The organism is Streptomyces sp. DG2A-72, assembly GCF_030499575.1.
Classification (GTDB): Bacteria; Actinomycetota; Actinomycetes; order Streptomycetales; family Streptomycetaceae; genus Streptomyces.
On record NZ_JASTLC010000001.1, the window covers coordinates 10,073,231 to 10,095,976 of the forward strand.

At 69.5% G+C, this 22,746-nt stretch carries 22 protein-coding genes and 2 pseudogenes; 7 read left to right on the forward strand and 17 right to left on the reverse strand.

The genetic code is table 11. The features are described from left to right. Positions 1-96: 96 nt before the first annotated feature. The 4 genes from QQY66_RS47725 to QQY66_RS47740 all read right to left on the reverse strand — a co-directional run bounded on the left by QQY66_RS47725 (position 97) and on the right by QQY66_RS47740 (position 4,155). Positions 97-885, reverse strand: coding sequence for a class I SAM-dependent methyltransferase (locus QQY66_RS47725; RefSeq protein ID WP_301986815.1), 789 nt, complete (start codon positions 883-885; stop codon positions 97-99). Further along, on the reverse strand, positions 882-2,444 hold the full coding sequence (locus tag QQY66_RS47730) for a radical SAM protein (protein WP_301986816.1): 1,563 nt from the start codon (positions 2,442-2,444) through the stop codon (positions 882-884). The genes QQY66_RS47725 and QQY66_RS47730 overlap by 4 nt, the downstream gene beginning before the upstream one ends. 140 nt (positions 2,445-2,584) lie before the next feature. Further along, on the reverse strand, positions 2,585-3,040 hold the full coding sequence (locus QQY66_RS47735) for a MauE/DoxX family redox-associated membrane protein (protein WP_367667054.1): 456 nt from the start codon (positions 3,038-3,040) through the stop codon (positions 2,585-2,587). A gap of 539 nt (positions 3,041-3,579) precedes the next feature. Next, on the reverse strand, positions 3,580-4,155 hold the full coding sequence (locus QQY66_RS47740; protein ID WP_301986817.1) for an SRPBCC family protein: 576 nt from the start codon (positions 4,153-4,155) through the stop codon (positions 3,580-3,582). Between the two features lie 132 nt (positions 4,156-4,287). Between QQY66_RS47740 and QQY66_RS47745 the strand changes: the two genes are divergently transcribed. Together QQY66_RS47745 and QQY66_RS47750 are read left to right on the forward strand one after the other, a co-directional pair. After that, on the forward strand, positions 4,288-4,953 hold the full coding sequence (locus tag QQY66_RS47745) for a CDP-alcohol phosphatidyltransferase family protein (RefSeq protein ID WP_301986818.1): 666 nt from the start codon (positions 4,288-4,290) through the stop codon (positions 4,951-4,953). A 214-nt stretch (positions 4,954-5,167) separates the two neighbouring features. Beyond that, a complete protein-coding gene (locus QQY66_RS47750) occupies positions 5,168-5,569 on the forward strand; it encodes a TetR-like C-terminal domain-containing protein (RefSeq protein ID WP_301986819.1) in 402 nt (133 codons plus the stop codon). A 127-nt stretch (positions 5,570-5,696) separates the two neighbouring features. On the opposite strand, the pseudogene QQY66_RS47755 reads toward QQY66_RS47750, so the two are convergent. The 3 genes and pseudogenes from QQY66_RS47755 to QQY66_RS47765 all read right to left on the reverse strand — a co-directional run. Further along, positions 5,697-6,078 (reverse strand): annotated as a pseudogene (locus tag QQY66_RS47755) (NAD(P)/FAD-dependent oxidoreductase); the annotation flags it as partial. Continuing rightward, a complete protein-coding gene (locus QQY66_RS47760) occupies positions 6,075-6,494 on the reverse strand; it encodes an arsenate reductase ArsC (RefSeq protein ID WP_301986820.1) in 420 nt (139 codons plus the stop codon). The pseudogene QQY66_RS47755 and the gene QQY66_RS47760, both read right to left, overlap by 4 nt. A 35-nt stretch (positions 6,495-6,529) precedes the next feature. Further along, positions 6,530-7,168: a low molecular weight phosphatase family protein gene (locus QQY66_RS47765; RefSeq protein WP_301986822.1), complete on the reverse strand. Its 639-nt coding sequence runs from the start codon at positions 7,166-7,168 to the stop codon at positions 6,530-6,532. A gap of 115 nt (positions 7,169-7,283) precedes the next feature. Between QQY66_RS47765 and QQY66_RS47770 the strand changes: the two genes are divergently transcribed. Both QQY66_RS47770 and QQY66_RS47775 read left to right on the forward strand, forming a co-directional pair. After that, entirely contained in the window at positions 7,284-7,592 is a 309-nt protein-coding gene (locus QQY66_RS47770; RefSeq protein ID WP_301986824.1) for a helix-turn-helix transcriptional regulator, read from the forward strand. Positions 7,593-7,630: 38 nt separating this feature from the next. Next, the gene (locus QQY66_RS47775; protein ID WP_301986825.1) at positions 7,631-8,404 is read left to right on the forward strand and encodes an MIP/aquaporin family protein; all 774 of its coding nucleotides are present in this window, start codon (positions 7,631-7,633) and stop codon (positions 8,402-8,404) included. Between the two features lie 727 nt (positions 8,405-9,131). On the opposite strand, the pseudogene QQY66_RS47780 reads toward QQY66_RS47775, so the two are convergent. The 5 genes and pseudogenes from QQY66_RS47780 to QQY66_RS47800 all read right to left on the reverse strand — a co-directional run bounded on the left by QQY66_RS47780 (position 9,132) and on the right by QQY66_RS47800 (position 13,513). Then, positions 9,132-10,438: pseudogene (locus QQY66_RS47780) on the reverse strand (SLC13 family permease). After that, the gene (locus QQY66_RS47785; protein WP_301986826.1) at positions 10,435-10,890 is read right to left on the reverse strand and encodes a CBS domain-containing protein; all 456 of its coding nucleotides are present in this window, start codon (positions 10,888-10,890) and stop codon (positions 10,435-10,437) included. The pseudogene QQY66_RS47780 and the gene QQY66_RS47785 overlap by 4 nt, the downstream one beginning before the upstream one ends. Next, positions 10,877-12,112, reverse strand: a complete 1,236-nt coding sequence (locus QQY66_RS47790; protein WP_301986827.1) for a sodium:proton antiporter — start codon at positions 12,110-12,112, stop codon at positions 10,877-10,879. The genes QQY66_RS47785 and QQY66_RS47790 overlap by 14 nt, the downstream gene beginning before the upstream one ends. Positions 12,113-12,294: 182 nt before the next feature. Further along, positions 12,295-12,663 (reverse strand): hypothetical protein, encoded by a 369-nt coding sequence (locus QQY66_RS47795; RefSeq protein WP_301986828.1) that lies wholly within the window; start codon positions 12,661-12,663, stop codon positions 12,295-12,297. 310 nt (positions 12,664-12,973) lie between these two features. Next, positions 12,974-13,513: a hypothetical protein gene (locus QQY66_RS47800; RefSeq protein ID WP_301986830.1), complete on the reverse strand. Its 540-nt coding sequence runs from the start codon at positions 13,511-13,513 to the stop codon at positions 12,974-12,976. 353 nt (positions 13,514-13,866) lie between these two features. Here QQY66_RS47800 and QQY66_RS47805 point away from each other — a divergent pair, with 353 nt between their 5' ends. Continuing rightward, entirely contained in the window at positions 13,867-14,025 is a 159-nt protein-coding gene (locus QQY66_RS47805; protein WP_301986832.1) for a hypothetical protein, read from the forward strand. A gap of 50 nt (positions 14,026-14,075) precedes the next feature. Here the strand turns inward: QQY66_RS47805 and QQY66_RS47810 are convergent, their stop codons facing one another. Next, complete coding sequence (locus tag QQY66_RS47810) at positions 14,076-14,597, reverse strand: nitroreductase family deazaflavin-dependent oxidoreductase (RefSeq protein WP_301986834.1); 522 nt, start codon at positions 14,595-14,597, stop codon at positions 14,076-14,078. Positions 14,598-14,765: 168 nt separating this feature from the next. Between QQY66_RS47810 and QQY66_RS47815 the strand changes: the two genes are divergently transcribed. After that, positions 14,766-15,854 carry a PP2C family protein-serine/threonine phosphatase gene (locus tag QQY66_RS47815; RefSeq protein ID WP_301986836.1) on the forward strand — a complete coding sequence of 363 codons (1,089 nt, stop codon included), beginning with the start codon at positions 14,766-14,768 and terminating at the stop codon, positions 15,852-15,854. Between the two features lie 34 nt (positions 15,855-15,888). Then, positions 15,889-16,425, forward strand: coding sequence for a MarR family winged helix-turn-helix transcriptional regulator (locus tag QQY66_RS47820; protein WP_301986838.1), 537 nt, complete (start codon positions 15,889-15,891; stop codon positions 16,423-16,425). A gap of 816 nt (positions 16,426-17,241) precedes the next feature. On the opposite strand, the gene QQY66_RS47825 is transcribed toward QQY66_RS47820, so the two are convergent. From QQY66_RS47825 to QQY66_RS47840, 4 genes are all read right to left on the reverse strand, one after another. Beyond that, the gene (locus tag QQY66_RS47825; protein ID WP_301986840.1) at positions 17,242-17,982 is read right to left on the reverse strand and encodes a DUF4142 domain-containing protein; all 741 of its coding nucleotides are present in this window, start codon (positions 17,980-17,982) and stop codon (positions 17,242-17,244) included. Between the two features lie 153 nt (positions 17,983-18,135). Beyond that, entirely contained in the window at positions 18,136-20,076 is a 1,941-nt protein-coding gene (locus QQY66_RS47830; protein WP_301986842.1) for a kelch motif-containing protein, read from the reverse strand. Positions 20,077-20,453: 377 nt separating this feature from the next. Then, positions 20,454-20,699, reverse strand: a complete 246-nt coding sequence (locus QQY66_RS47835) for a hypothetical protein (protein WP_301986844.1) — start codon at positions 20,697-20,699, stop codon at positions 20,454-20,456. A gap of 104 nt (positions 20,700-20,803) precedes the next feature. Then, a complete protein-coding gene (locus QQY66_RS47840) occupies positions 20,804-22,486 on the reverse strand; it encodes a chloride channel protein (RefSeq protein ID WP_301987743.1) in 1,683 nt (560 codons plus the stop codon). Between the last annotated feature and the right edge of the window lie 260 nt (positions 22,487-22,746).

Genomic DNA, 22,746 nt, shown 5'->3' on the forward strand with positions numbered 1-22,746 from the left:
CATGCGGTGATGTCTCCTGTGGGTTCGACGCTATGACTCGTGCAGGGTGCAGGTATGTGAGGGCGCTTACGTACGCAGGAGTAGACAGCAGGGCCGTCAGGGGGATTTCACCGCGGTCAGCAGGGCGTAGCCGAGCGTGCCGTCAGCAACGGCAGCACGAGCTGCTCTGAGCACGTTCGGGGCCGCCGTGAGGTCCACGCCGGCGTCGGTGAGGCGGGTCGGGGCGGTGATCCGCAGCAGGTTCAGGCGTGCCTCGATCTGGTCGATCATGCGCAGCATGGCCTGGTTGTGGCGCTCGGTGGCCGTGACGTGCAGGCCGGCTCGGGCCAGGATCTGTGCGTATGCGTCCAGGGGGCGGGCGTCGGCCACGCAGGCGATGCGGGCGCCGAGGCCGAGCAGTTCGGGCGGCAGTCGGTCCGGGTCGGTGGTGACGTCGGTGATGCCGACGCGCCCGCCGGGCCCCAGCACGCGGGCGAACTCGGCGGCTGCCCGGGCTTTGTCGGGGAAGGTGCACAGTGCGCACTCGCACACCACCGCATCGAACATCCCGTCGTCGTACGGCAGGCGCTCGGCATCGCCGGTGGTGAACACGGCCCGCTCGGCGAGGCCGGCGGCGTCGGCGGCACCTTGTGCCAGGGCGGTGTTGGCGGGCGCGTAGTCGATGCCGTCCACTCGTACTCCGTGGACGTCGGCGAGCAGCAGTGCCGTGGTGCCCCGGCCGGAGGCTACGTCCAGCACGCGCATGTCCGGGGTGAGAGTGAGTGCGTTGGCCAGGCGGCGGGTGAGGGCGGTGCCGCCGGGGTGGTAGGAGTCGCCGAGCAGCAGGGCGACGATGTCCCTGGAGTAGGCGTCGGCGCAGCAGGACTTGATGTCGTCGTGATTCACGGCCGGTGCTCCGGGGGCTTCGTGGTCTTCGAGCCGTAGGGGGTGTCGGTGAGCCGGTCGGCGAGGGGCAGCGCGTTGGGTGCCACGTCGGCGACGGGGACACCGGACATCCGGGCGCGGACCTGTTCGCGGTAGCCGACGGAGTTGTACGCGCAGAACGGGATGAGCCGCCCGTCCGGGGTGATCTCCTCGACGCAGCACTTCATCAGTTGCTTGACGTTCAGGGTGTAGGGGTCCTGGAAGTCCTGGACCACGATCATGAACGCCTTGTCGTTGAGGTCCTTCACGGCTTCGGGCAGGTCGATGCCGCAGGTGTCCGCGCAGTCCAGGGCCTCGGCGGTCGCCCGGAGCTTGTCCTCGGTCGTGGCCGTGCCCATGAACGCGGAGGCCGACCACAGCTTCTCAAGGGCCTCGCGGATGCCGTCGTCGGGCATGACCCGGTTGGTGACGTAGTCGAGGTAGTCCTCGACGTTCAGCAGCCGTGGGATGGGGACCACGATGCGGTCGCCCGGTACGCCGTCCACCAGCAGGTAGGTGATCGAGCGGCAGGTGGGGAAGCAGCACGGCACGGGGAAGAAGTCGCCCTTGGTGAACCAGCCGGGAAGTTGCTCGCCGATCAGGCGGATCACATCGGGGTTGGTGAGACGGTTCAGCGGGTCGAAGGGGACGTGCCGGCCGGAGTGGGTGACCGGCTGGAAGGCCACCGAGCGGACGGCCGGGTGGTCGACGCCGTACTCGATGATGGCGCCCAACTCGTGTTCGTTCAGCCCGTGTTCGACCGCGGCGACCAGGGTGACGGTGAGGCCGGCCTCGGCGCAGTTGTCCAGGGCCCGCTGTTTGAACGTACGCAGGTCCCGGCCCCGGATCTCCAGGTGGGTGCGCTCGTCGAAGCCGTCGAACTGGAGGTAGACGTTCACCGACCTGCCGGGCGTCTGGTTGCGCCTGCCGAGTGCGGCGACGAAGGTCGTGTTGGTGGCGAGGCGGATGCCGTTGGTGTTGAGGGTGACGTTGCGGATGGGGCGGTCCTGGGCGAGGTCGATGAAGTCCAGGATGTGTTTGTGGATGGTGGGTTCCCCGCCGGAGAACATCACCACCTCCGCCTCGCCCTCCGAGGCCACGAAGGTGTCCAGCATGCGTGCGCACTGCTCGTGGGTGATGGAGTAACCGTCCGGCTGGTGACCGGAGTCGGCGAAGCAGATCGGGCAGTCCAGGTTGCAGCCGGTGTTGACCTCGATGATGCCCAGGCAGGCGTGCTGCTTGTGCTCCGGGCACAGCCCGCAATCGCTGGGGCAGCCGTCGCGCACCTCGGTCTGGAAGGTCAGCGGAATCGTGCCCGGCTTGTTGAAGCGGGACGAGGACAGGTACTCCTCGGCGTCCGCGTAGACCAGCGCCTCGAACTCGCCGTGCTCACGGCAGCGCTTACGCAGGTAGACCTTGTTCTCACGAATGTTGACCTGGGCGTCGACGGGCGTCTTGCACATCGGGCAGATCGACTTGGTGAACTCCACGAACACCTCGTCGCGGTCCACCTTGCGCCTCGGCGCGGGGGCTTGGGTCATCCTGGGCTCCTTCACCTGCGGTTGTGGCCGGGCTCCCGCGCCGGCCTGGGCAGTTCGAGGGGACACGGTCGGGCAGCAGTCCTCCGGCCGGGTGCCGTGACGGCGCCGGATCCGCCACCAGTCCGCCCCGACGAGGGTGATCACGGGACACGGACATGACGGCTCGCCCCCACTCCACCGGCAGGTTCCCGGGCGGAGGCCCTGCGGGCGGCGCGCAGCAGCAGTCCGGCGTACACCAGCGTCAGGGCGTCCTGGAGCAGCACGAGCCAGCTCAGCGACTGCGTCAAGTAGACCCCGAAGCAACCGCAGTTGGACACCATCAGCCCACGTGCGTACGCCTGGACGGCCAGCAGCGACCACACCACCGACACCGCCGTGTACACCCACACCGGGGCGAGGGCCTTCGACCGCGGGCGAGCCAGGAACCAGACCCCGCACACCAGCTCGCCCACGATCAGTGCCACGGCCGGCGCGGTCGCTGCGACATCGGCCACGACCCCGTACGCCCCCAGAATCCCGGGCATGTGCCCGAAGGAGGCGAGCTGGCCGACCGCCATCGCGGCGTACACCGCACCGAGCACCATCCGCAGCACCATGACCTGAACGCTAGGCCGGGAAAGGGCCCGAGAACTGTAAGCGCGCTCACCGAACCAGCACCTTGATCGGGGGAGTCGTCGCCCTGCTCGTGGACGGAGGTGTCATCGGCTCGCAGGTTGTCTCGGACCGTCCGTCGGATTCGGTACCAGCCGTGCAGCCAGGGCAGGATCCGTCGCTGGTGGCTCTGGCCGGAGCTGCCGTGTCCGGCGGCCCGGCAAGGACGGAATCCCCTCCGCTGACAGGCCCCGGCTGGTCGCGGCAGGCGACGTGTCCTCTCTCGCCGCCGACGACCCGGTCTTCGGCAACCGCCCGGTCACGCACTCGCGCCGATGTCGGTTCGTTCGTCCGCGCCCGGGGATGGCGCCCGAAGGTCTGCCCCAGGCAGGCCAACCGGCAGTCGCCCGCCCGGTCTCGCGTGGGCGGGGCGGGGGCTGCCGGGCGCTCCCGTCTTCTCCCGCGGCCTCTGTCAGCGGGCGATCGGAGTGCTCCGGCTGCTCGCGGGTGATCGTCCGCCGGTGCACGGGCGAAGGCCGGGGGCTCAGGTCAGGGCCGCGCGCCGCTCCGCCTCCTGCCGGACCGTGGCCAGGGACGCGGCCACGGTTGCCTCCCACCGCGAGGCTACCTGGGCGCCCCACCACTGCCCGGCACGCCACAAGTCGGTGGCGAGCTCACCCTCGTACACCAGCCGCGTGCCCCCTTCGCGATCCCGCAGCGTGAAGGACTCCGTGACGGCGGGCACGGGGCCGCGCACCAGGTGGAAGTCGACCCGCTCCGGCCGGGTGAACCGCACTGTCTCCACCGTCGTCGCTGTCAGACGCCCGCCTGCCACCGGGGTGTGATGGGCGGCGAGCACCATGTCGGACCCCCGCTCCACCACCTGCACCTTCTCCCGCATCGCTCGGGTCGCCCGCCCCAGATAGGGCTGGGCGATCACTTCAAAAACCGTCTCGCGTGGTGCTGCGATGTCGACGGTCTGTGGCCCGAGTGGGCGAGTCCGCCGCCCCACCCCCAGATCGAGCGGCAGGGCGCCCGTGACCAGACCCAGATACCCGGCCGCCACCGCACCACCCCCGCCGGCCACCGCCACGACCGCCAGCCGCCCGAACCAGGCCATGCAGAGCTCCTTCCGCTCCTTCAACAGCAGAACGCTACGGCCGACGCGTTCCGGTGATCCGTAAGCGCGCTCACGTTCAGGCGTCGGCCCGGTCGCCTACCGTGAACGCAAGGCCACCGGAAAGGCGAGGTCGTGCGTGTATCCGACATCGACGACAGCCGCGCCGCGACCAACGCCCTATTGGCGGCAGCGCGAGAAGCCCAGTGGAGACCTCACGCCGTCGCCCGCTTCCTGGGGCAGGCTACGGAACGGTCGGCCCGGCAGGCGGCCCGCCGCCCCCGGGCACTCGCCGAACTCACCGCTCTGCACTGCCTGCTGCTACCCCTGACCCGGAACCGCCAGGACCGCAGATGGGTCACAGCCAGCTGGACACTCGGCGCACTTCACCTGGGCCTGCTGGAGCGCCGTGACCGGCTCTCCGCTGCCGACGCGCTCACCCTGATCCGCGGCAACCTTCCCGCCACGTCCGTCGGGTCGAGCCGCTTCTCGGGCGTGCTCGCGATCGCGTCCGATCTGGCGGACGGCCACCTGGCCCGGCGTCAGTCCACCGACTCCCCGTTCGGCGACTACGCCGACACCTTCGCCGACGCCGCTTTCTGGACGTGGCTCGCTCTGCGGCACGAACCGAGCAGTACGGTTCGGGCGGCGGCGATCGCTGCCTGGGCCGCACCGGTCGTCGCGGTCACTGCCGTCGCCCTCGTCCGCGGCGCGATGCCGGAGCGGCCTCGTCCTGCGCTGCTGCGCCCGGCCGCGGTGATGCAGGGCGTTGTCGCGCTCCGGCACCTGCTACGCCGCTGATCCCGCGGTGCCGCTCCGCGTCGGCTCCGGCGTGCCCTTGCCGGCAACGAGCGGCGTGTGGCCGAACTGCGCAAGAGCTGTACCGCGCGGATGGGCCTCGGGCCTCAGGGGAGCCCGCTGGCGGCGGCGAGGTCACCGATGCGCATGTCAGCGCTCGCCGGCCGCGCCGTGGGGGATGACGGGTTCCCCGACGGTTCAAACAAACCCACCACTGATGGAACGGGCTGCCTCCCCCCTGTTTCGCCAGTCTTGCGTGCGGTTCCTCGGCGACATCACGCGTCGGCTGAACCGCGCCGTAGGCAGCGTGGAAGCGGAGGTACGGGCGCGCTACCAGGCGCAAGTCATCGCGCCCCGCCGCAGGCGGCTGCGCGGCATCCTCGAGCAGGCCCAACTGCTCGGGCTGATCGATGCCGACGCCGATATCGAGGTCGCCGTCACGATGGCCACGGGATCGTGGTACGCCCGCGCGCTCGCCGGGTCGCCTCCTCCGCCTGAGTGGCCCCGCAGGACTGCCGCGCTGCTCTGGCGCTCCTTGGGCGGCACCCCGCCTTCGCCACCAACGAGGTCAGTTCAACGCCTCGAGGACGACCACGGTGAAGGTGGGCATCATCAGTAGGGGGTGGGCTCTTCTCTGCCCGCGTCGGGGCAATCTCGTCCAGGGCCAAGCCGAGCGGTTGCATGGGGCGGATGATCACCAGGCGAGCGACGTCGGTCTCCGCGTAGAGGCCGAGGCAATGAACGCTGTCGTGGTCGCGGAAGAAGCCGTCGCAGGTCGCGCACCAGGAAACGCCCCGGCCGGACAGCTCGTCCTCGCGCAGGCCGAGCTTGCGGTAGTCGGAACGGTCGCGAAGATCACGGTCTTGGCCCGGTGGACTGTGCCCGCGGTGTCGGTGACGGTCTTGATGTCCCTGTGAAGCCGACCTCGACGATGTCGTCGTCGACGATCTGCGCGACGAAGCGCATCGCCGGGGCGCGCCCGTTCGCCATCAGGTCCGGGCCGTCGATGCCCAGGGGGGAGCCGGGGAAGTTCTCGGCCTCGGTCGTCGTGGTCAGCGTCCCGCCGACGAAGATCGCTCCGCCGATGACGATGACCCCGCGTATGGGGTTGTCCGTCACCGAGGTCACGCCTCCTGCTGGGCGTCGATCTCGGCGATCAGCTGCTCAATGCGGGTCTTGATCTCGTCGCGGATGGGGCGCACGGACTCCACGCCCTTGCCGGCCGGGTCCTCCAGGGCCCAGTCGAGGTACTTCTTGCCCGGGAAGATCGGGCAGGCGTCGCCGCAGCCCATGGTGATGACGTAGTCGGAGGCCTGGACCGCCTCGGTGGTGAGCACCTTGGGCTGCTGGTCGGAGATGTCGACGCCGACCTCCTTCATGGCCTCCACGGCAGCCGGATTGACCTGGTCGGCGGGAATGGAGCCGGCCGAGCGGACCTCGATCCGGTCGCCCGCGAGGTGGGTGAGGAATCCAGCGGCCATCTGCGAGCGCCCGGCGTTGTGGACGCAGACGAACAGCACGGAGGCAAGCGGGGTCGAGGACATCGGATCTTCCTTCTTCTTGGGCAGGTGTACGGGGTTCAGGTGCTCGGCAGGGAGTCGAGCAGTTCGGTGATGTGGGCGTCGATCTCGTCGCGGATGCCGCGTACGACGTCGATCGGGGCGCCCTCAGGGTCGGTGGTCGGCCAGTCCAGGTAGCGGCGGCCGGGCACGAGGGGGCAGGCGTCGCCGCAGCCCATGGTGATGACGACGTCGGCGGCCTGGACGACCTCGTCGGTGAGCGGCTTGGGGAAGGCTGCCTCGCTCAGGTCCACGCCGACCTCGGCCAGCACCTGCCCGACGGCCGGCTCGACCTCAGCGGCGGGACGCGTGCCCGCTGAGGAGACGACCACATGGCCGTGGGCCCGGTGGGCGAGGAGAGCGGCTGCCATCTGGGACCGTCCGGCGTTGTGGGTGCACACGAACAGCACCCGGGGCAGGCCGACGCCCGGCGAGCCCTGAATGTGCGCGATGGCGTCGAGCCGGTCCTTCGTCAGGTGCTCGGTCAGCACGATCAGGTGGGTGCGGACGTGGGCGTGCTCGGCGAGACGCTCGTACGAGTCGGCGATGACGCTCTGGATGGTCTCCGCGGAGAAGTGGCCCCGGTAACGCAGAGCCAGCCGGGCCACGCTGGCTTCGAGGTGCTCATCAGGCAGAACGGGGGGTGAGGAGGACGTCATGGTGACCCCCTTCAAAGGGTCAGGGGCCCAACGGGGAGTTGGGTGCGGGTCCCGATGATCAGCATGGATCAGCCCAGGCTGGTGTCAGCCGTGGATGATGTGAGAGTATCAGCCCATGATGACGTCAGTCGACACTGATCTGATCCGGGTTCTGGCCGACCCGCTCAGGCTCCGGATCGTGACCCTGCTCGCCAAAGAGACGCTGTGCACCACCCACCTGGTGGAGGAGACCGGCGCCCGCCAGACCAACCTCTCCAACCACCTGAGAGTCCTGCGCGAGGCCGGGGTCGTCGAGACGGAGCCGTGCGGCCGGTACATCTACTACAAGCTTCGCCCGGATGTCGTCGCTCTGCTCGCGGACCAGTTCGCCGACCTGGCTGAGTCCGCCCGCACCGCGGCCGACAACAAGCGGTCCTGCCCCTGATCCCCGCCGCGTGAGGCGACTGCACCAAGGAGTCTTTGTTGACCGCCACCCATGAGTCCGCCGCGGAGTCCGTCATATCCGCGGGCGAGCCGCAGCCCGCGCCCGGAGCGACACCGCCGCGTACACCCCTGGTCGCCAGGGCCGCCGCCGAGCTGGTCGGCACCGCTGCCCTGGTGACCGTCGTGGTCGGGTCCGGCATCCAGGCCACCGAGCTGACCCAGGACGTCGGGGTGCAACTGCTGGCCAACTCCCTGGCCACGGTCTTCGGGCTCGGCGTGCTGATCGTGCTGCTCGGTCCGGTCTCCGGGGCGCACTTCAACCCGGCCGTCACGCTGGCCGAGTGGTGGACCGCGAGGCGAGGAGGCCCCGGGGTCACCGCGCGGGAGGTCGCGGTGTACGTCCCCGCACAGATCGTCGGCGCGATCGCGGGCGCCGTCCTGGCCAACGCGATGTTCGGCGAGCCGCTGGTGGAGTGGTCGACGCATGATCGCTCGGCAGGGAATCTGCTGCTGGGCGAGGTCGTGGCGACGGCCGGTCTGATCCTGCTGATCTTCGGCCTGGCCCGCACCGACAGGCTCCGCTTCGCCCCGGTCGCGGTCGCGTCGTACATCGGCGCCGCGTACTGGTTCACCTCGTCCACGTCCTTCGCCAATCCGGCAGTGACCATTGGCCGCGCGTTCAGCGACACCTTCGCGGGGATCGAGCCGGGTTCCGTGCCGGCGTTCATCGGAATGCAGGTGATCGGCGCCGTGGTGGGGCTGGCACTGGTGTCGCTCATCTTCATGAACGGCCGCACCGCTCCGGAGGCATGAGTCAGGCGACCCAGGGCGTCGTCATCGGCGGCGGCCAGGCAGGGCTCGCCGCCGCCGGGGGTCTGGGGGTGTCCCTCAGAGCGCACAGCCATCTGCGCCGCCTGGGCATCGAGTTCGTCATCGTCGGGAAGGATCTTCTGCCCCCGCCTCGCTCGCGGTGTAGGTCAGGAGGGACTTCAGGGCGGGCAGGGTCTCCTTGTTTGAGGCGGTCCTGGCGGTCGGTACGGCGGGCTGGGCGGCCCCGGTGTCCACGCGCGGGCGACAGCCGGGGATGCGTGCACGACGCACAGGGTCTGTGGATGCTTCGTCGGAGACCCGCGCAGCACGACATGTTTGGCACGTTGTCCGAGGATGGGGTATCGCAGGTGCTGCGAGGCCTACGGGTACGACGTGATGACTAGGGGCAGCTGTCCGATCCTGCGCGGAATCGCGGAACTCGTCGAGTTCCGCCGCTTCCCGTATGAGGGGAGTACCGACGTCTCCGTCGGCGCGATCCATCGCGGCCTGTATCCGGACGAGCAGCGCCGAGGCACGCGGTGTGCGCACGACTGGGCCGGTACGCCGCCCGGGCGGCACCATGAGGGTGACCCGCTCCCGGTACACCGTGCTGAGCTCGACCGCCAGCCGCTGGCCCGGCGCGTCGTCACCGCACACGATCATGTGCCGGGCCCGTGGTACCCCGTGCGTCGGTTGAGGGAGGACGACCGTGCCGTGTGCGACCTCCCGGTCAGGCGAGGGCGAAGTAGCGCAGCCACACATACCCGGCCGACAGCGCCACCGTGACGAGCGTGACGACGAGGCCGTATTTGGTGAACTGCCAGAAGGAGATGGGCTGCCGGTTGCGTTCGGCGATGCCGAGGGCGACGACGTTGGCGCTGGCGCCTATGGCGGTGGCGTTGCCGCCGAGGTCCGCGCCGATGGCCAGGGCCCACCACATGACGTGGTCGGGGGCGCCGCCCATGTTGTTCACCAGGTCGGCGGTGATGGGGGCCATGGTGGCGACGTAGGGGATGTTGTCGACGATCCCGGACAGCACCGCCGAGACGCTGAGCAGCAGCATGGAGTTGCCGAGTTCATTGTCGCCGATGGCGTCGGCGAGGCTCTTGGAGACCTCGCCGATGACGCCTGTCTCGATCAGGCCGCCGATCATGATGAACAGCCCGGCGAAGAAGGCGAGGGTGGGCCACTCGACCTCGCCGAGGACGTCTCCGGTCTCCACTGTGGAGACCGCGAGGAGCAGGCCCGCACCGAGCAGGGCGACGATGCTGGGCTCGTAATGCAGTACGGGGTGCAGCACGAAGCCCACCACCACCAGGGCGAGGACGACCAGGCCAGGCCCTGGATCAGCAGCCGGGGGTCGCGATGGCCTCCCGCTCCTCCAGCTCCATGATCTCGGCGGCGCGGTCCTCGTCGTACACGAAGGACTTGCGGAACAGAAACCGGCACATCACGACGAGCACCACTGTCAGGACGGCGGACAGCGGGGCCAGATGGACGAGGAAGTCGTTGAAGGTCAGGCCGGCCCGGCTGGCGATGATGATGTTGGGCGGGTCGCCGACCAGGGTCGCGGCGCCGCCGATGTTCGAGGCCATGACCTCAGCGATCAGGAAGGGCGCGGCGGGCAGCGCCAGCCGCTCGCACACCAGCAGGGTGACCGGGGCGATCAGCAGGACCGTGGTGACGTTTTCCAGCAAGGCCGAGGCGACGGCGGTGATGACGACGAGCATGGCCATCACCCGGAAGGGCTCGGCCCGGGCGCGTTTCACCGCCCAGATGGCCAGGTACTCGAACATGCCCGTCTTCTTGAGCACGCCGACGATCAACATCATGCCCATGAGCAGGAAGATGACGTTCCAGTCGACGCCGGAGTGCTCGGATCGGAAAGAAGGCCGACTTGTCGTCGGTGGCGCCGATCGCCAGCATCAGCGCGGCGCCGCCCAGGGCCGCGCCGACGCGGTGGATCTTCTCGCTGATGATCAGGCCGTACGTGGACACGAAGACGGCGATGGCCGCCCAGCTCTGCCAGCCGTTCACGATCCTCCGACGAGTCGTTCCATCAGGCGGGCGGCCGTGACGGCGCCCGCGAGGCGGGTCCGCTCGCCGTCGTGTTCGACGACGGCGACCAGGGGGGTGTGCGTGCGCGCCATGAGGGCTGCGATCTGCATGACGCTCGCGCCCGGTCCGACGGTGGGTGGCCGGAACCTGCGGCGCGGCAGCCATTCGGCCACCGTGAGCCCGGCGAGCCTTTCCGGCACCTCGTCCAGGTCCTGGTCGTCGATCACCGCCGCGAGCGTCGGGTCCTCCAGCGCGTACTCGGGTACAAGCTGTCCGATGAGCTGAGAGCCGGGCACGATGGCGTACGGCTGGCCGTCGGGATCGACGACCAGGAGCGCGGGCAGCTTGTACTCGGCCAGCAACCGGGCCGCGTCGGTGGCGTCGTCGGTGGACGCGGACGGGTAGGGCTCGGCAAGCTCACGCGCCGACATGGCCGGCCTCCTTGGCGGTACGGGTTGCTGGGGTGCCGCCGTCCACGCCGGCGATGTTCTCGACATGGAAGAGACGGGCGATGGGCACGTCTGTGGAGCTGTGGGCGATGATCGAGAAGGCTATGCACACGGCGATCAGGGTGAACGCCTCCTCGCCCTGCGGTATCCCGGCCTGCAGCACCAGCAGTCCGTACACCACCGACGCGAAGCCCTTCGGCCCGAACCAGGCGGCCACCAGCTTCTCCTGCTGAGTGAACCGGGTCCCGATGAGGGAGAGCAGCAGGGATGCTGGGCGGATCAGCACGATGGCCAGGACGACGGCGACGTATCCGCCGAAGGACAGATCGCCGAACAGGTGCGGCGTCAGCAGCGCGCCGAACACCAGCAGCGCCGCGAACTTGGCCAGCTCCGCCAGTGCCTCACCCAGCGGCTCGAAGGCCTCCTTCGCCTCCAGCGAGCGGGCGGTGAGCACGGCGCCCGCGGAGAACGCGGCGAGGTAGGGGTTGGCGTGTGTGAGATGGCAGACCGCGTAAAGGATCACGCCGATCGCGAGCGGCAGCAGCGGCTGCAGCTTGGGTTCGGCGCCCAGCAGCCGGAACCGTACGAGCTCGATCACCACGAACGGTAGAACGACTCCGAGGACCAGGCCGAGGACCAGCTCCAGTGCGATCTTCCCGAAGTCGGCCTCGGCATGCCCGGAGGTCGGCCCCGCCGCGGCGATCAGGATGAGGACGACCGGCAGGGCGAGCCCGTCGTTGATGCCGCTCTCCACGTTCAGCAACTGCCGCAGTTTCGCGGGGACTTCCTTGCGTCCGACGATCGCGGAGGCGAACACCGGGTCGGTCGGTGCCAGGACGGCTCCGACGAGGAAGGACGTCGTCCAGTCCAGGCCCACCAGGAAGTGCGTGATCAGTGCCATGCCGACGAACGCGAGCGGCATGCCGAGCCCGAGGGCTCGGGCCGGGTTCCTCCAGTTCTCCCGCAGCCTCGGGAAGGAGACGTGCATGCCGTCGGTGAACAGCACCGCGAACAGCGCCAGATCGGCCGTCACGGACACGATCTCGCTGTCCGGTGTGATGTGGATCAGGCCGAGGAACCCGTCGCTGACGAGCGCGCCGCCGACCAAGAAAAGGAACGATGTCGACAGGACGGTCCGGGCGGCCAGCCCGGACAGCAGCACGGCGATGAGCAGCGCCACCCCGAAGACCGCGACGAGCACCATGACCCAGACCCCGATCGGTGAAGAGAGTTGTCCTCAAACCGCCGACCAGGCTTCCCGGCACACCGCGGGGAACCCTACAGGTCCTTTACGCGGCATTGACACGACCTTGGCACGCAGTCAGACAGGGCTGCCATTGCCGGATCCCGGCAGAGAGCACTGCCCGTGTCCAGGATCATGTCGGTTCACAGCAGTTTCTCGATCTGGCGGAGTTCCTGGCGTGCGGTCTCCGGCTCGGCGCGCTCGCGGTCCAGGACCAGCAGGAGGAAGAGGCCTTCGTGGGTCCGGCGGGTCAGCGGGCGGAGGAGATGGTATTCGCCGTCGAGGGTGACCAGGATGTCCTCCAGCTGCTCCGGCTTGCGGCCCATCATGTCCAGGGCGGAGAGATGGGCGCGTACAACGTCTGTGCCGCTGTGGGCGACCCGGTTCAGGTCGAGATCCTTCCGGTGGCTCAGGGTGCCGAGTGGCATGCGGCTGAGGTAGTCGACGACGGCGACGCCGAGCGCTCCGTCGAGGCGCATCGCCCGGTTGAGCGCGAACTGGATGGCGGACACGGTCGGCTCCTTCTTCGGCACAACGGCGATCTTCCGTGCCGACCAGGCTTCCCGGCGCTCCAGTCCCGGCCGACGTCCCTTTGCGGGCCATACGGCGGGTCACCTTTGCATCGTGCCATGGTTCGCGGCTGTTCGGCTCTCCCCAGGTGGTTTCCCGGCGTGCAGGCCCTGGGCCCGGGCGGATCCGCGGGCGCTTTTCGTCGCGCGTAGTCCTCCCTGCGACCCGAACCGCGTCCGCCTTGGCCGCCCCCTCCCCGCTGCCACCACCAGTGCACGGTCCTGGAAAGGACTCCCTTCGATGCAGCGTGTCTCATCCGGCAGTCACCGACGAAGAGGACAGCTGAGTGACGGCGGATCCAGGCGGGGCGTGGGTTGCCGTGGGCAACTCGTGGGGTAGGTCCTCCAACTGCTGCACGATGAAATCGTCCGTCGCGTCGTCAGGAGTGCCCGCGCTGGTGGAGAACCAGGACCAGGCCCCCGGGGCCAGAGCGACCGCCGCGGCCGTGGCGATCACGTGGCCGACGCGCCGGAGCCTCGCGCGGCGGTCCAGGTTCCGCCAGGCCGGGCCGGGCGAAGCGTCGTCCGGCTGCCACAGGTCGCCGACCGTATCCATCCCGGAGCTGACCGACTCGTCGTGCGGATATCGCGTCCGCGGCCCTGCCCTGTCCGCGCCGACCGTTCGCGGGTGCGGTCCCGGTGCGCGTTCTCGGGCGGAGGGTTTTTTGGGCGCGGACCGGCGGATCGCGCCCTCGCTGTCCGTAAGGAACTTCAGCCAGACTTCCTCGGAGCCGGACGGCGTACCGCCCCGCTCTTCGGGTGTTCCCTCGCCGTCTGGCTCTTGGGTGGTCACGGTCCCAGTCTTCCTGACCCTGCTCACAGGCTGTGGGCAGCGTCTTCCTTGCCCCTGAGGGGCCGTGCGTGTCCCCAACGGCCCTCGCGTATCGGGCCCCTGGCCGTGTGGTCCAGCGGTGGTGGACCAGCAGAGGCGGGGGAGCCCGCCGACGGCCGATGCGCCGTCCCGCTTACCTTGCCGGTGTCACTCCTGGGCGCCGGACGGCGGTCAGCCGGCGGCTTGCCCCCCTGTCCGATCATTGCATGATGCAAAATGAGATCGCCAGTCCCTCCGGCCGCTTTCCGCGCACTTCCCTGCGATGGCTCGGGCGATGCGCCTCGTGCCGCGGCGAGGGCGTCACAGACCTGGCGGTGACACAGGACGAGAAGTTCCTCCACGTGCAGAACGCCGTCTCCGGCACGGTCGACGGCTTCCGCATCGGCAGGAACGGCTCCCTCACCAAGGTCACCACCGCCACCGGACTGCCCGCCTTCGCCGAGTCCGGCATGGAGGGCATCGCCGCGGTGTAAGGGAAAGCGGCCACCGCGGCGCGGACGCCCCGGACACCACGTCCGGGACGTCACGCGCGCGAGCGTCGGTGCTGATGGTGTCCGAGGGACGCGTCGAGGCGTACGAAGGGGATCGCTCGCCCCGCCTCGCGATACGACGCCTCGCTGCCGTCGATGGGAAAACCCATGTATGCGCACAGACGACGGGCCGTGCGGGGATGCCGGCGGGCGTAGTCGGCCATGATCTCGGCGCCTTCGTCGGGTGTGGGGAAGCGGGCGGTGACGGCGTGGGGTCGGTTGCCGAATTGGATGAGGGTCTTCGGCTGCTCGCGCAGGTTCTGGTACCAGTCGGCCTTCGGCCCGAATCCGGAGGCGACGGTCCAGCTTGCGCCGATCGGGTCGTAGGACACCACTTCGAGGACCACCCTGCGGTCCAGGCCGCTGACGCGGCCGACGTGGTGCAGCAGGAGCAGCCGCTTTCCGAAGAGGGATCCCAGCCCCGCGCGGAAGAGCAGGATCGGCAGCCGCAGAGCCAGGCGCCGCCATCCGGTGGGGAGTTGGGGGTGGCGAGATGTGGTTTGTCTGTGTGTCATGGTCGCCTCCGCGGGTCGGGAATATCGGCTCTCGGCCTCGATTGGGTAAAGGACCGGGGTTGTGAGCCGCCTCGCGCACGCCACCTTTGCATAGTCTAAAAGTGAGTGAGGGGCGCCCTGCGGGGACGAGGGGCGGCTCTCGAGCGCGCGACACCGCTGGAGTGCGACATGACCGACAAGAGGCCGCCATCGAGCTGGACCGTGCTGTCTTGGATGCCGGTTGTGGTGATGGCGATCGTCGCGGTGATGGACGTCGTGGCCGGTCCGGGGGTCGGGTTTCTCCCGCTCGTCTCGCTCGGGCCTGCCTTCTCCGGGCTGGTCGGGGGGTGGCGTCGTACGGCGGTGTTCGGGCTCGTGGCCCTGGTGCTGTGCGTGGCGCTCGGGTTGTACGACGGGTTGTTCGAGGAGCGTCGGGGGTTCACCGCGCTGGCCTCGGTGGCCGGCGTGACGGGCGTCGGCATCGCGGCGGCCGTGATGCGTTCGCGCCGGGAGGGGGAGCTGGCCAGTGTCCGGTCGATCGCGGAGGTGGCTCAGCGGGTGCTGCTGCGGCCGGTGCCGCTGACGGCGGGGCCGTTGCAGGCGGCCGTGTCGTACACCTCGGCTGTCGCGGAGGCGCGCATCGGCGGGGACCTGTACGAGGTGGTGGCCTCGCCGCACGGCATCCGGGTGATCGTGGGCGATGTGCAGGGCAAGGGACTTGCCGCGGTGGAGACGGCGGCTGTCGTCCTTGGCGCGTTCCGGGAGGCGGCGCACGACGAGCCGGACCTGGTGGGGCTCGGCGAACGCCTGGAACGCAGCGTGGCGCGGGAGTTGGAGGGCGAGAAGTTCGTCACCGCGATCCTCGCCGAGATCGGCACCCGCCACCAGGCCGTCTTCCTCAACTACGGCCATCCCGCCCCCATGGTCGTACGCAAGGGCGGCACGGTCGACTTCCCGCAGCCGCCCGCCTACGCGCTTCCGCTGGGGCTGGGCGCCCACGGGAGCGAGGGCCCGAAGCCGTATCGGGTCGACTTCGCCCCCGGCGAGCAGCTCCTGCTGTACACCGACGGCGTCACCGAGGCCCGGGACCAGGACGGCCGCTTCTATCCCGTCGGAGAGCGGGCGCACCTGCTGAAGGATTCCGACGCGCACCGGGCCCTGGACGCCCTGCGCGCGGATCTCGCTCAGCACGCCGCCGGGCCACCGCACGACGACGCCGCGATGCTCCTGCTCCGCTACCACGGTCACGAGGAAGGAAAATCTGTTCCCATCGCCTGAGTGAGCAGGGACTTCGGCACGGTACAAAGGACGTATGCCGGAGCGCGAGACCCCCGCGGGGGCGATGGACGATGTTGACGTGGTGACCCGTGCGGTGCTGACAGCGTCGCGACTGCTGGTGGCGGTCTCCGCCCGTTCCCTCGCCGAGGTCGAGGAGAGAGTGACGCTCCCGCAGTTCAGGATGCTGGTGGTGCTGTCCACGCGCGGAGCGACCAAGCTGGTCGCGCTCGCCGACCTGCTCCAGGTGGCGCCGTCCACCGCGATGCGGATGGTGGACCGGCTGATCGCGGCCGGGTTGGCCGACCGGAGCCTCAACCCCGGCAACCGCCGTGAGACCCTCCTGCAGCTCACCGAGGAAGGCCGGCGTACGGTCGAGGACGTCACCGCCCGGCGCCGAGCCGAGATCGCCGCGATCGTCGAGCGGCTCACCCCTACCCAGCGGCTGGCGCTCATGGAGGCCCTCGCCGCCTTCAACGAGGCCGGGGGAGAGCCCCTGGCGCCGGCGCTCGATGACGCGGAACCGCACCCGCTGGGCTGGGCGGTGGACGTCCCGGCGGCCCGCGACGCCTGATGTGCCGGGCGTCACTGTCGGATTTGGGCTGCTGTTCTCCGCGCTGCGTTTTGCATAATGCAAGCGAATGTTGGGGGTCCGTGGTTTCGCTGCCTGGATGGCGGACGCTGAAGGACGCCGATAAGGGGAGGGAAACGCGCATGCGCCGACGACGTCCTCCCCGGCCCGCGCAGGAACGGCACCTGATGGCGCATTCTGCGGAGCACGGTGTGGGGGCCCGCCGAGTTCGTCGGCCTGCCGCCGTGGTGGCTGGTGGCTGAAGCGCTTCTCGCCGGATGCGCGCGAGCGGGAGCGATCGTCGGGGCCGCAGCAGCCGGTGCCTGGTACGGGATTTCCGGGCTGGCGGACGGCGAGGGCGGCCTGGCGTGTGCCGCCGCGCTCGCCCTCTACCTCTGCGTGGTACGGGGCTGTCGGCCTGGTGCTGGCGGAGCGGGGGCGCGTGGAATCCGCTGTGGTGACCTCGGTCGAGGGCGGACCAGGAGCGGTTTCCAGTCGCGGCCGCTACCTCTGCTCGGTTGCTGACCGCGACGGCGTACCGCTGCAGGTCCGCATCTGGCGCGGCTGCGGGCAGACCACCCAACCCGGTGATGCCATTGCCGTCGTGTACGACTCGAAGGGGCGCGTGCCGCCGCGCGGCGTGGAGGCCGGAGCGACCCGTTCGGGCCCTCTGCGCGACCTGGGCGGCTGTGCCGCCGCGCTCGTCGTCGTGTGCGTGATCGCGGTCGTACGCTCCTACCGGATCTCCCACACCGCCTCCGCCCCTCCTGTCGTCCGTCCTCCGCGGCTGCACCGTGACAGGGTGCGCCCCCTCGCCGTTCACCCGACGGTCGGGCTGGGTGTCGGGGAACTGGTGTTGACGTCCAGGTCCGGGCGCGGGGTGAGGGCGACCAAGGGGGCACCGGGCTGGGCCGCGGGCGGGGTCAGCTGGTCCTTGGGGAGCTTGGGCGGGGAGGTCTGCTGGAAGTTGACCTGCTCGTAGTTGACCAGGCCGGTCTTCTCCAGGACCGTGATGTGGTCCAGAACCGTGTCGTTGGCCAGGTCGGCCAGCTGGCGGACCAGGACGTTCTCGGTGCTGGCGCGGATCTTGGCGATGGCGGGGAAGATCTGGCCGTGGGTGACGCGCATGATACTGACGGCGGTGGAGTCGAACTCCTTGCCGCTCTTGGAATCCACGGTCGCCACGAACTGCTGTTGCTGAGGGCTGGCCTGGTTGGGCAGGGTGATGTTCAGCTCCGGTGCGATCTTCCGGCACATCTCATCGAGCCCGGCGTGGCCGACGATCAGGTGCTCGCCGGCCTCCTTCATCTCCTTCGTGGTGCCCCGCTCCATCGCCATCTCTCCCAAGGGGTACTCCCACAGGCCGGCCGCGCGGACCTTGACGACGAAGTCGCGGTTGGCCTCGGTCAGCGGGCCGTACTGGGTGTTGGCGATGATGCGGGACGTGTTCGTCGCCGCGTTCTCGATGCCGAGCATGGCGGGGTAGGCGAGGGCGGCGAGGGTCAGACCCATCGCGCCGACCACGAAGACGGTCCCGGCCTTGTTGCGGGAGATCGGCATGGAGCCTCCTGACGTGAGCGAGCTGTGTGTCAGGGGGTACGTGCGCGCAGGGCCCAACCATCATTGCACTAGGTAAATTTTGCACTGGGGAGCGTGATGTGCATCACAAGCCGTTGCCCTTCGGTGTCCAGCAGTCGCGGTGAGCGCCCCATCTCACCCGAACACGTGGATCCAGACGGCGCGGGACGGAACACCTCGTGTGTCGACGGCGACGGCCATGTACCAACCGGGTGGGACGAGGGAGGCGTCGTCGGGCACGCGGACGGTGAGCGTGCCGCCTGTGCGCCGGGTGATGTCCAGGGCGACCGACCGCTGGTCGAAGTCCGTGACATGTGTGGCGGATCCGGGGCGGATGAGTCGCACGCGGCTGATGCTGGTCGGGTCGGTGGTGTGCAGGACGACCTCGCTGCCGTGGTCGACGTCGGTCCGGCCGTCGAGGGCCAGGTCAGGGCGGCGGTCTCCCTGGTGCAGGTAGGGCGGGGCGAAGACTTCGACGCGCTGCTCGAAGTGGCCGGGGCGGGAGTCGGCCTTGTCGGCGAAGAGGGGGTCGGAGCCGAAGACGGCGACACGGCCGTCGGGCAGCAGCAGGGCCTCGGTGTGGTAGTCGCGGCCGACGGTGGGATCGGCGGCGGGCGTGAAGGTGTTCTTGGCCGGGTCGTAGATCTGGGCCTTGAGGATGTCGCTGGCGCCCTTGCCTCGGTAGTCCTGGCTGCCGCCGGTGGTGAACACCTTGTCGTCCGGCAGGAGCACGCTGTTCAGGTAGCGGGTGTTCTCCGGCAGGCGAGGACCGGTAGTGAAGGCGGGGTGCTCGGCGTCGAGGTCGGCGATCGCGGTGCGGGAGGTGGCCGCCCGCGACTCGCCGACGCCTCCGCCGCCGAGCACCATGACCTTCTTGTCCTGTGCGGGCGGCAGCAGGACCGAGGAGGAGGTCTCCAGGACGTCTGGATCCCTCAGGCCGGGGACGGGGGTGAAGGTGTTGGTCCTGAGGTCCCACAGGCCGGGGGTGCGGCCCTTGTCGGCGGGTCCGTATCCGGCGTTGGAGCCGGAGTAGAAGATCTTCCGCTTGCCGGTCAGGAAGAAGGACGGGTAGGTGGGGAAGTAGCGGGTCGGTGCCGGGGACCAGGTCTGTGTCCTCGGGTCGTAGATCTCGTTCTTGCCCGGCACGATCTGCCCGATGTCGTCGAGGCCGGAGACGGCGAGGACGCGGCCGTCGGACAGGGTGGTGAGGGTCGGGTACCAGCGGGCCTCGCTCATGGAGCCGACCTTGGTGTACTTCTCGGTGACCGGGTCGAACTCGTAGGCGTCCTTGATGCCTTGGAAGTCCTTCTTGTCGAGGCCGAGCTTGTTGGCGATGCCGTAAAGGTTGTCGGCGTCCTTGCCCTTCAAGCCGACGATGGCGTACTGCTCGGTGGTGTTGGTGATACCCAGTGGTCCCTCCTCGACCGCCTCGACGAACACGCGGGCCTCGCTCGCGGTGACCTTCACGGGGCTGATCCGCCCGGTGGGTGTCTTCTTCGCGGCGGGTACGCGCACGCTGAACTGGGAGCGGTACTCCACGCCGGAGGGTGAGCGGAAGAGGGTGCCCTTGGGGAAGGTGCGGGCGCGGTCCGGGTCCTCGTTCTTGACCAGCATGGCGCCGCCGGCTCGTTTCACGTCGCCCTTCAGGACCTCGTAGCGGGCGGTGCCCCCGGCGACGAGGATCTTGCCGTCGGGGAGCTGGGCGTGGCCACCGCAGAACAAGTCGGCCGGGGTGTCGATCTTCTTGAAGGTGTCCGTGGCCGGGTCCCACAGGGTGCTCTTGAAGGCTCCGCCCTCGAACAGCTTCACGCTGTTGCCGGATCCGGCGATCAGCAGCACCTTGCCGGTGTGCAGCAGGATCGCGTGGATGGAGTTGAGCTGGTACTTCTCCGGGAGGGAGGCGAGTGTCCAGTGGCCGTACTTCGCTTTGTACTCCGGCTGGCTGATCTCGTAGCGGTGGTAGGCGTGCTGGGCGAAGCCCGCCACGGCCGGGGCATTGAGGGCCGCGAGGGCGACCGCGGCTGCGACGCCGAGCAGGGTCTTGCGGGTGGTCGGACGCGAGGGACGCTGGGCCATCGGGTGCCTCCGCGGTGAGCGGGTCGGTCCTGGATGCACTGAGGACTACCCTCTGCGGCCGGGGACGCATGGCGGGCCACTCGCTTGCACTATGCAAAATGCCCCGATCCGCGCAATGTGCGGGATGGCTGCCCGCGTGAGAGGGCGTCGGCAGCCAGGAGAAGGCTGTCTTCCACCGTCAGGCCGGAGGACGGCCTCCTGGTCGCGAGCCTGGTCGCTCGTACCAGCCACGTGCCCGTGGCGGCGACGGCTGAGTGACGTAGAACCACCCATGTCCGCTGTGGTGTCCACAGTGCTCGTGCAGGGCCGCGCCAGGTTCGTCCGGCCAAGAGCGTCCAGTCGGGACGGAGGTCGGACATGCGACGCTGTCGCTGCCCTCACGTCTCATGCAAGTGTGCGGACGCGACGCGTCCCGGTCGCATGATGCGTATCTTGTGGCTCTCGCAGGCCGGACACTGTGGCGACTGCAAGGGAGACGGTACGCGCTCGCCGGCGAGGCGGTAGGCGGCGGTGATCCGGGCGTGTTCGTCCACGGTCACGTCGATGTCGTAGGTGCCTTCCCAACCGTGGCCGCAATCGAGGCAGGCGAACGAGTAGGCGCGCTGAACGTGGCGTGTGTGCATGGTTCGCCTCCGAGGGGCGGTTTTGTCCGTCGTGGTCACCCCTACCCAGGTTTGCACAGTGCAAAAGAGGCGTCTGGGTCAGGTGACCTTGGCCTGGTGCGGGGCTACGCGGCAGCCGTGTGTACCGCGCGCAGGGCACTGTGGTGACTCAGCCAGCCGACGGGCTTGCCGTGCGCGGTGTCGAGCACCGGCACTCCGGTGCCCGCGGTCGAGAGCAGGGCAGGCAGTGCATGTGCCAGTGGCTGGTCCACGGTGACGGGTGCGGGTGGCTCGGTGAGCTGCCCGACGCGGGCGGGTGCGGTGTCGGCTTGCTCTGCGAGTGCCTCGGCGACTGCTTGGGCGGTGACGACACCTACATAGTTCCCGGTGTCGTCGACCACTGGGAGCGCTCCATGGCCGGACAGGCTCAGCAGGTCGGCGGCGTCGGACAGTGCGGTGGACGACGGCAGGGGTGAGGGGAGGGGCTCCATGACGGTTCCGACGTCCTGGGCGCCGATCGGTGCGCCGCGGGCGGGGCCGTCGAGGTCAATGCCGCGTCGGCTCAGCTTGAGCGTGTAGATGGTGTCGCGCGAGAGCAGACGGCTCACGCCTGTGGCGAGCACGATCGCCAGCATCAGCGGGAGGATGATGGAGTACTCGCCGGTCAGCTCGAAGAGGATCACCACGGCGGTGATGGGCGCGCGGGCCGCACCCGCGAAGACGGCACCCATGGCCACCAGCGCGTAGGCACCCACGGCTCCGGCCGTGCCGGGCAGCAGGTCGCGTACGCCGATGCCGTACGCCGCCCCGAGCATCGCCCCGATGAACAGACTGGGCGCGAACACCCCACCCGAGCCACCGATGCCGATCGTCAGACTGGTCGCCACCATCTTTCCCACCAGCAACAGCAGCAAGAAGCCGACGGCGTACCCGCCCTCGGTCGCCTTCTCCAGCACCGGATAGCCGACACCGTACATCTGCGGCAGAACGAGGAGCACCAGGCCGAGGGCCAGCCCGCCGACCGCCGGGCGCAGCCACTCCGGCCCGCGCCAGGCCCAGTCGCAGGTGTCCTCGACCAGGTACAGGAACCGCGAGAAGCCGACTCCGACCACGGCGGCGACGACGCCCAGGAGCGCAAACAGCGCGTACTGGGCGAGATGGTCGACATGGAAGGCGGGCAGGTTCAGGAAGGCCACGTCACCGAAGGCGGCACGGCCGATCACGCTCGCGGTGACGCTGGCCAGGACCGTGGCGCCGAAGGCCTCCGCGGAGAAGGTGCCCAGGATCAGCTCCATGGCGAAGAACACCCCGGCCAGCGGTGCGTTGAAGGTGGCGGCGATGCCGCCCGCCGCACCGCACGCCACCAGCAGCTTCATTCGCCCTTCGGTCACCTGCGCCACCCGCCCCAGGGTGGAGCCGAGCGCGGAGCCGATCTGCACGATCGGCCCCTCGCGGCCGACCGAGCCGCCGGAGCCGATGGTCAGGGCTGAGGCCAGCGTCTTGACCACGGCGACCTTCGGGCTGATCCGGCCGCCGCCCTGCGCGACTGCCAGCATCACCTCGGGCACCCCGTGCCCGCGCGCCTCCTTGGCGAACCGGTTCACCAGCGGCCCGTACAGCAGGCCGCCCAGCACAGGGGCGAGCAGCACGAAGTATGGGCCCAGCCACGGTACGTGCGGATTGTGCGAGCCAGGGGATGCCGTGTAGTCCGCATGGCCGGAGAAGAGGTGAGTGAAGGCCTGGATGCACCAGCGGAAGACCACCGAGCCCAGGCCGGCCCCGGCGCCGATGGCCACCGCGAGGACCAGCAGCGCCCACGAGGAGGTGCGCAACTCCGAGCACGTCCTTTCGGGCGAGAAGCGGCTCGTTGCGCTTACGGTCCTGGGCTTCTCGTTCTCGGCGGTGCGGATGGCACTCATTGGTTCCCCTTCCTGACGTTTGCATTATGCAAAACGTGTCAAGGGTGCCTGCGTGTCGTCCGGGAAATCTTTTGCATTGTGCAAAACTTGTTGAGGCGATCATGGGTGGGATGAACACAGGGGGAGAGCATCGGCATATGACGGACGCG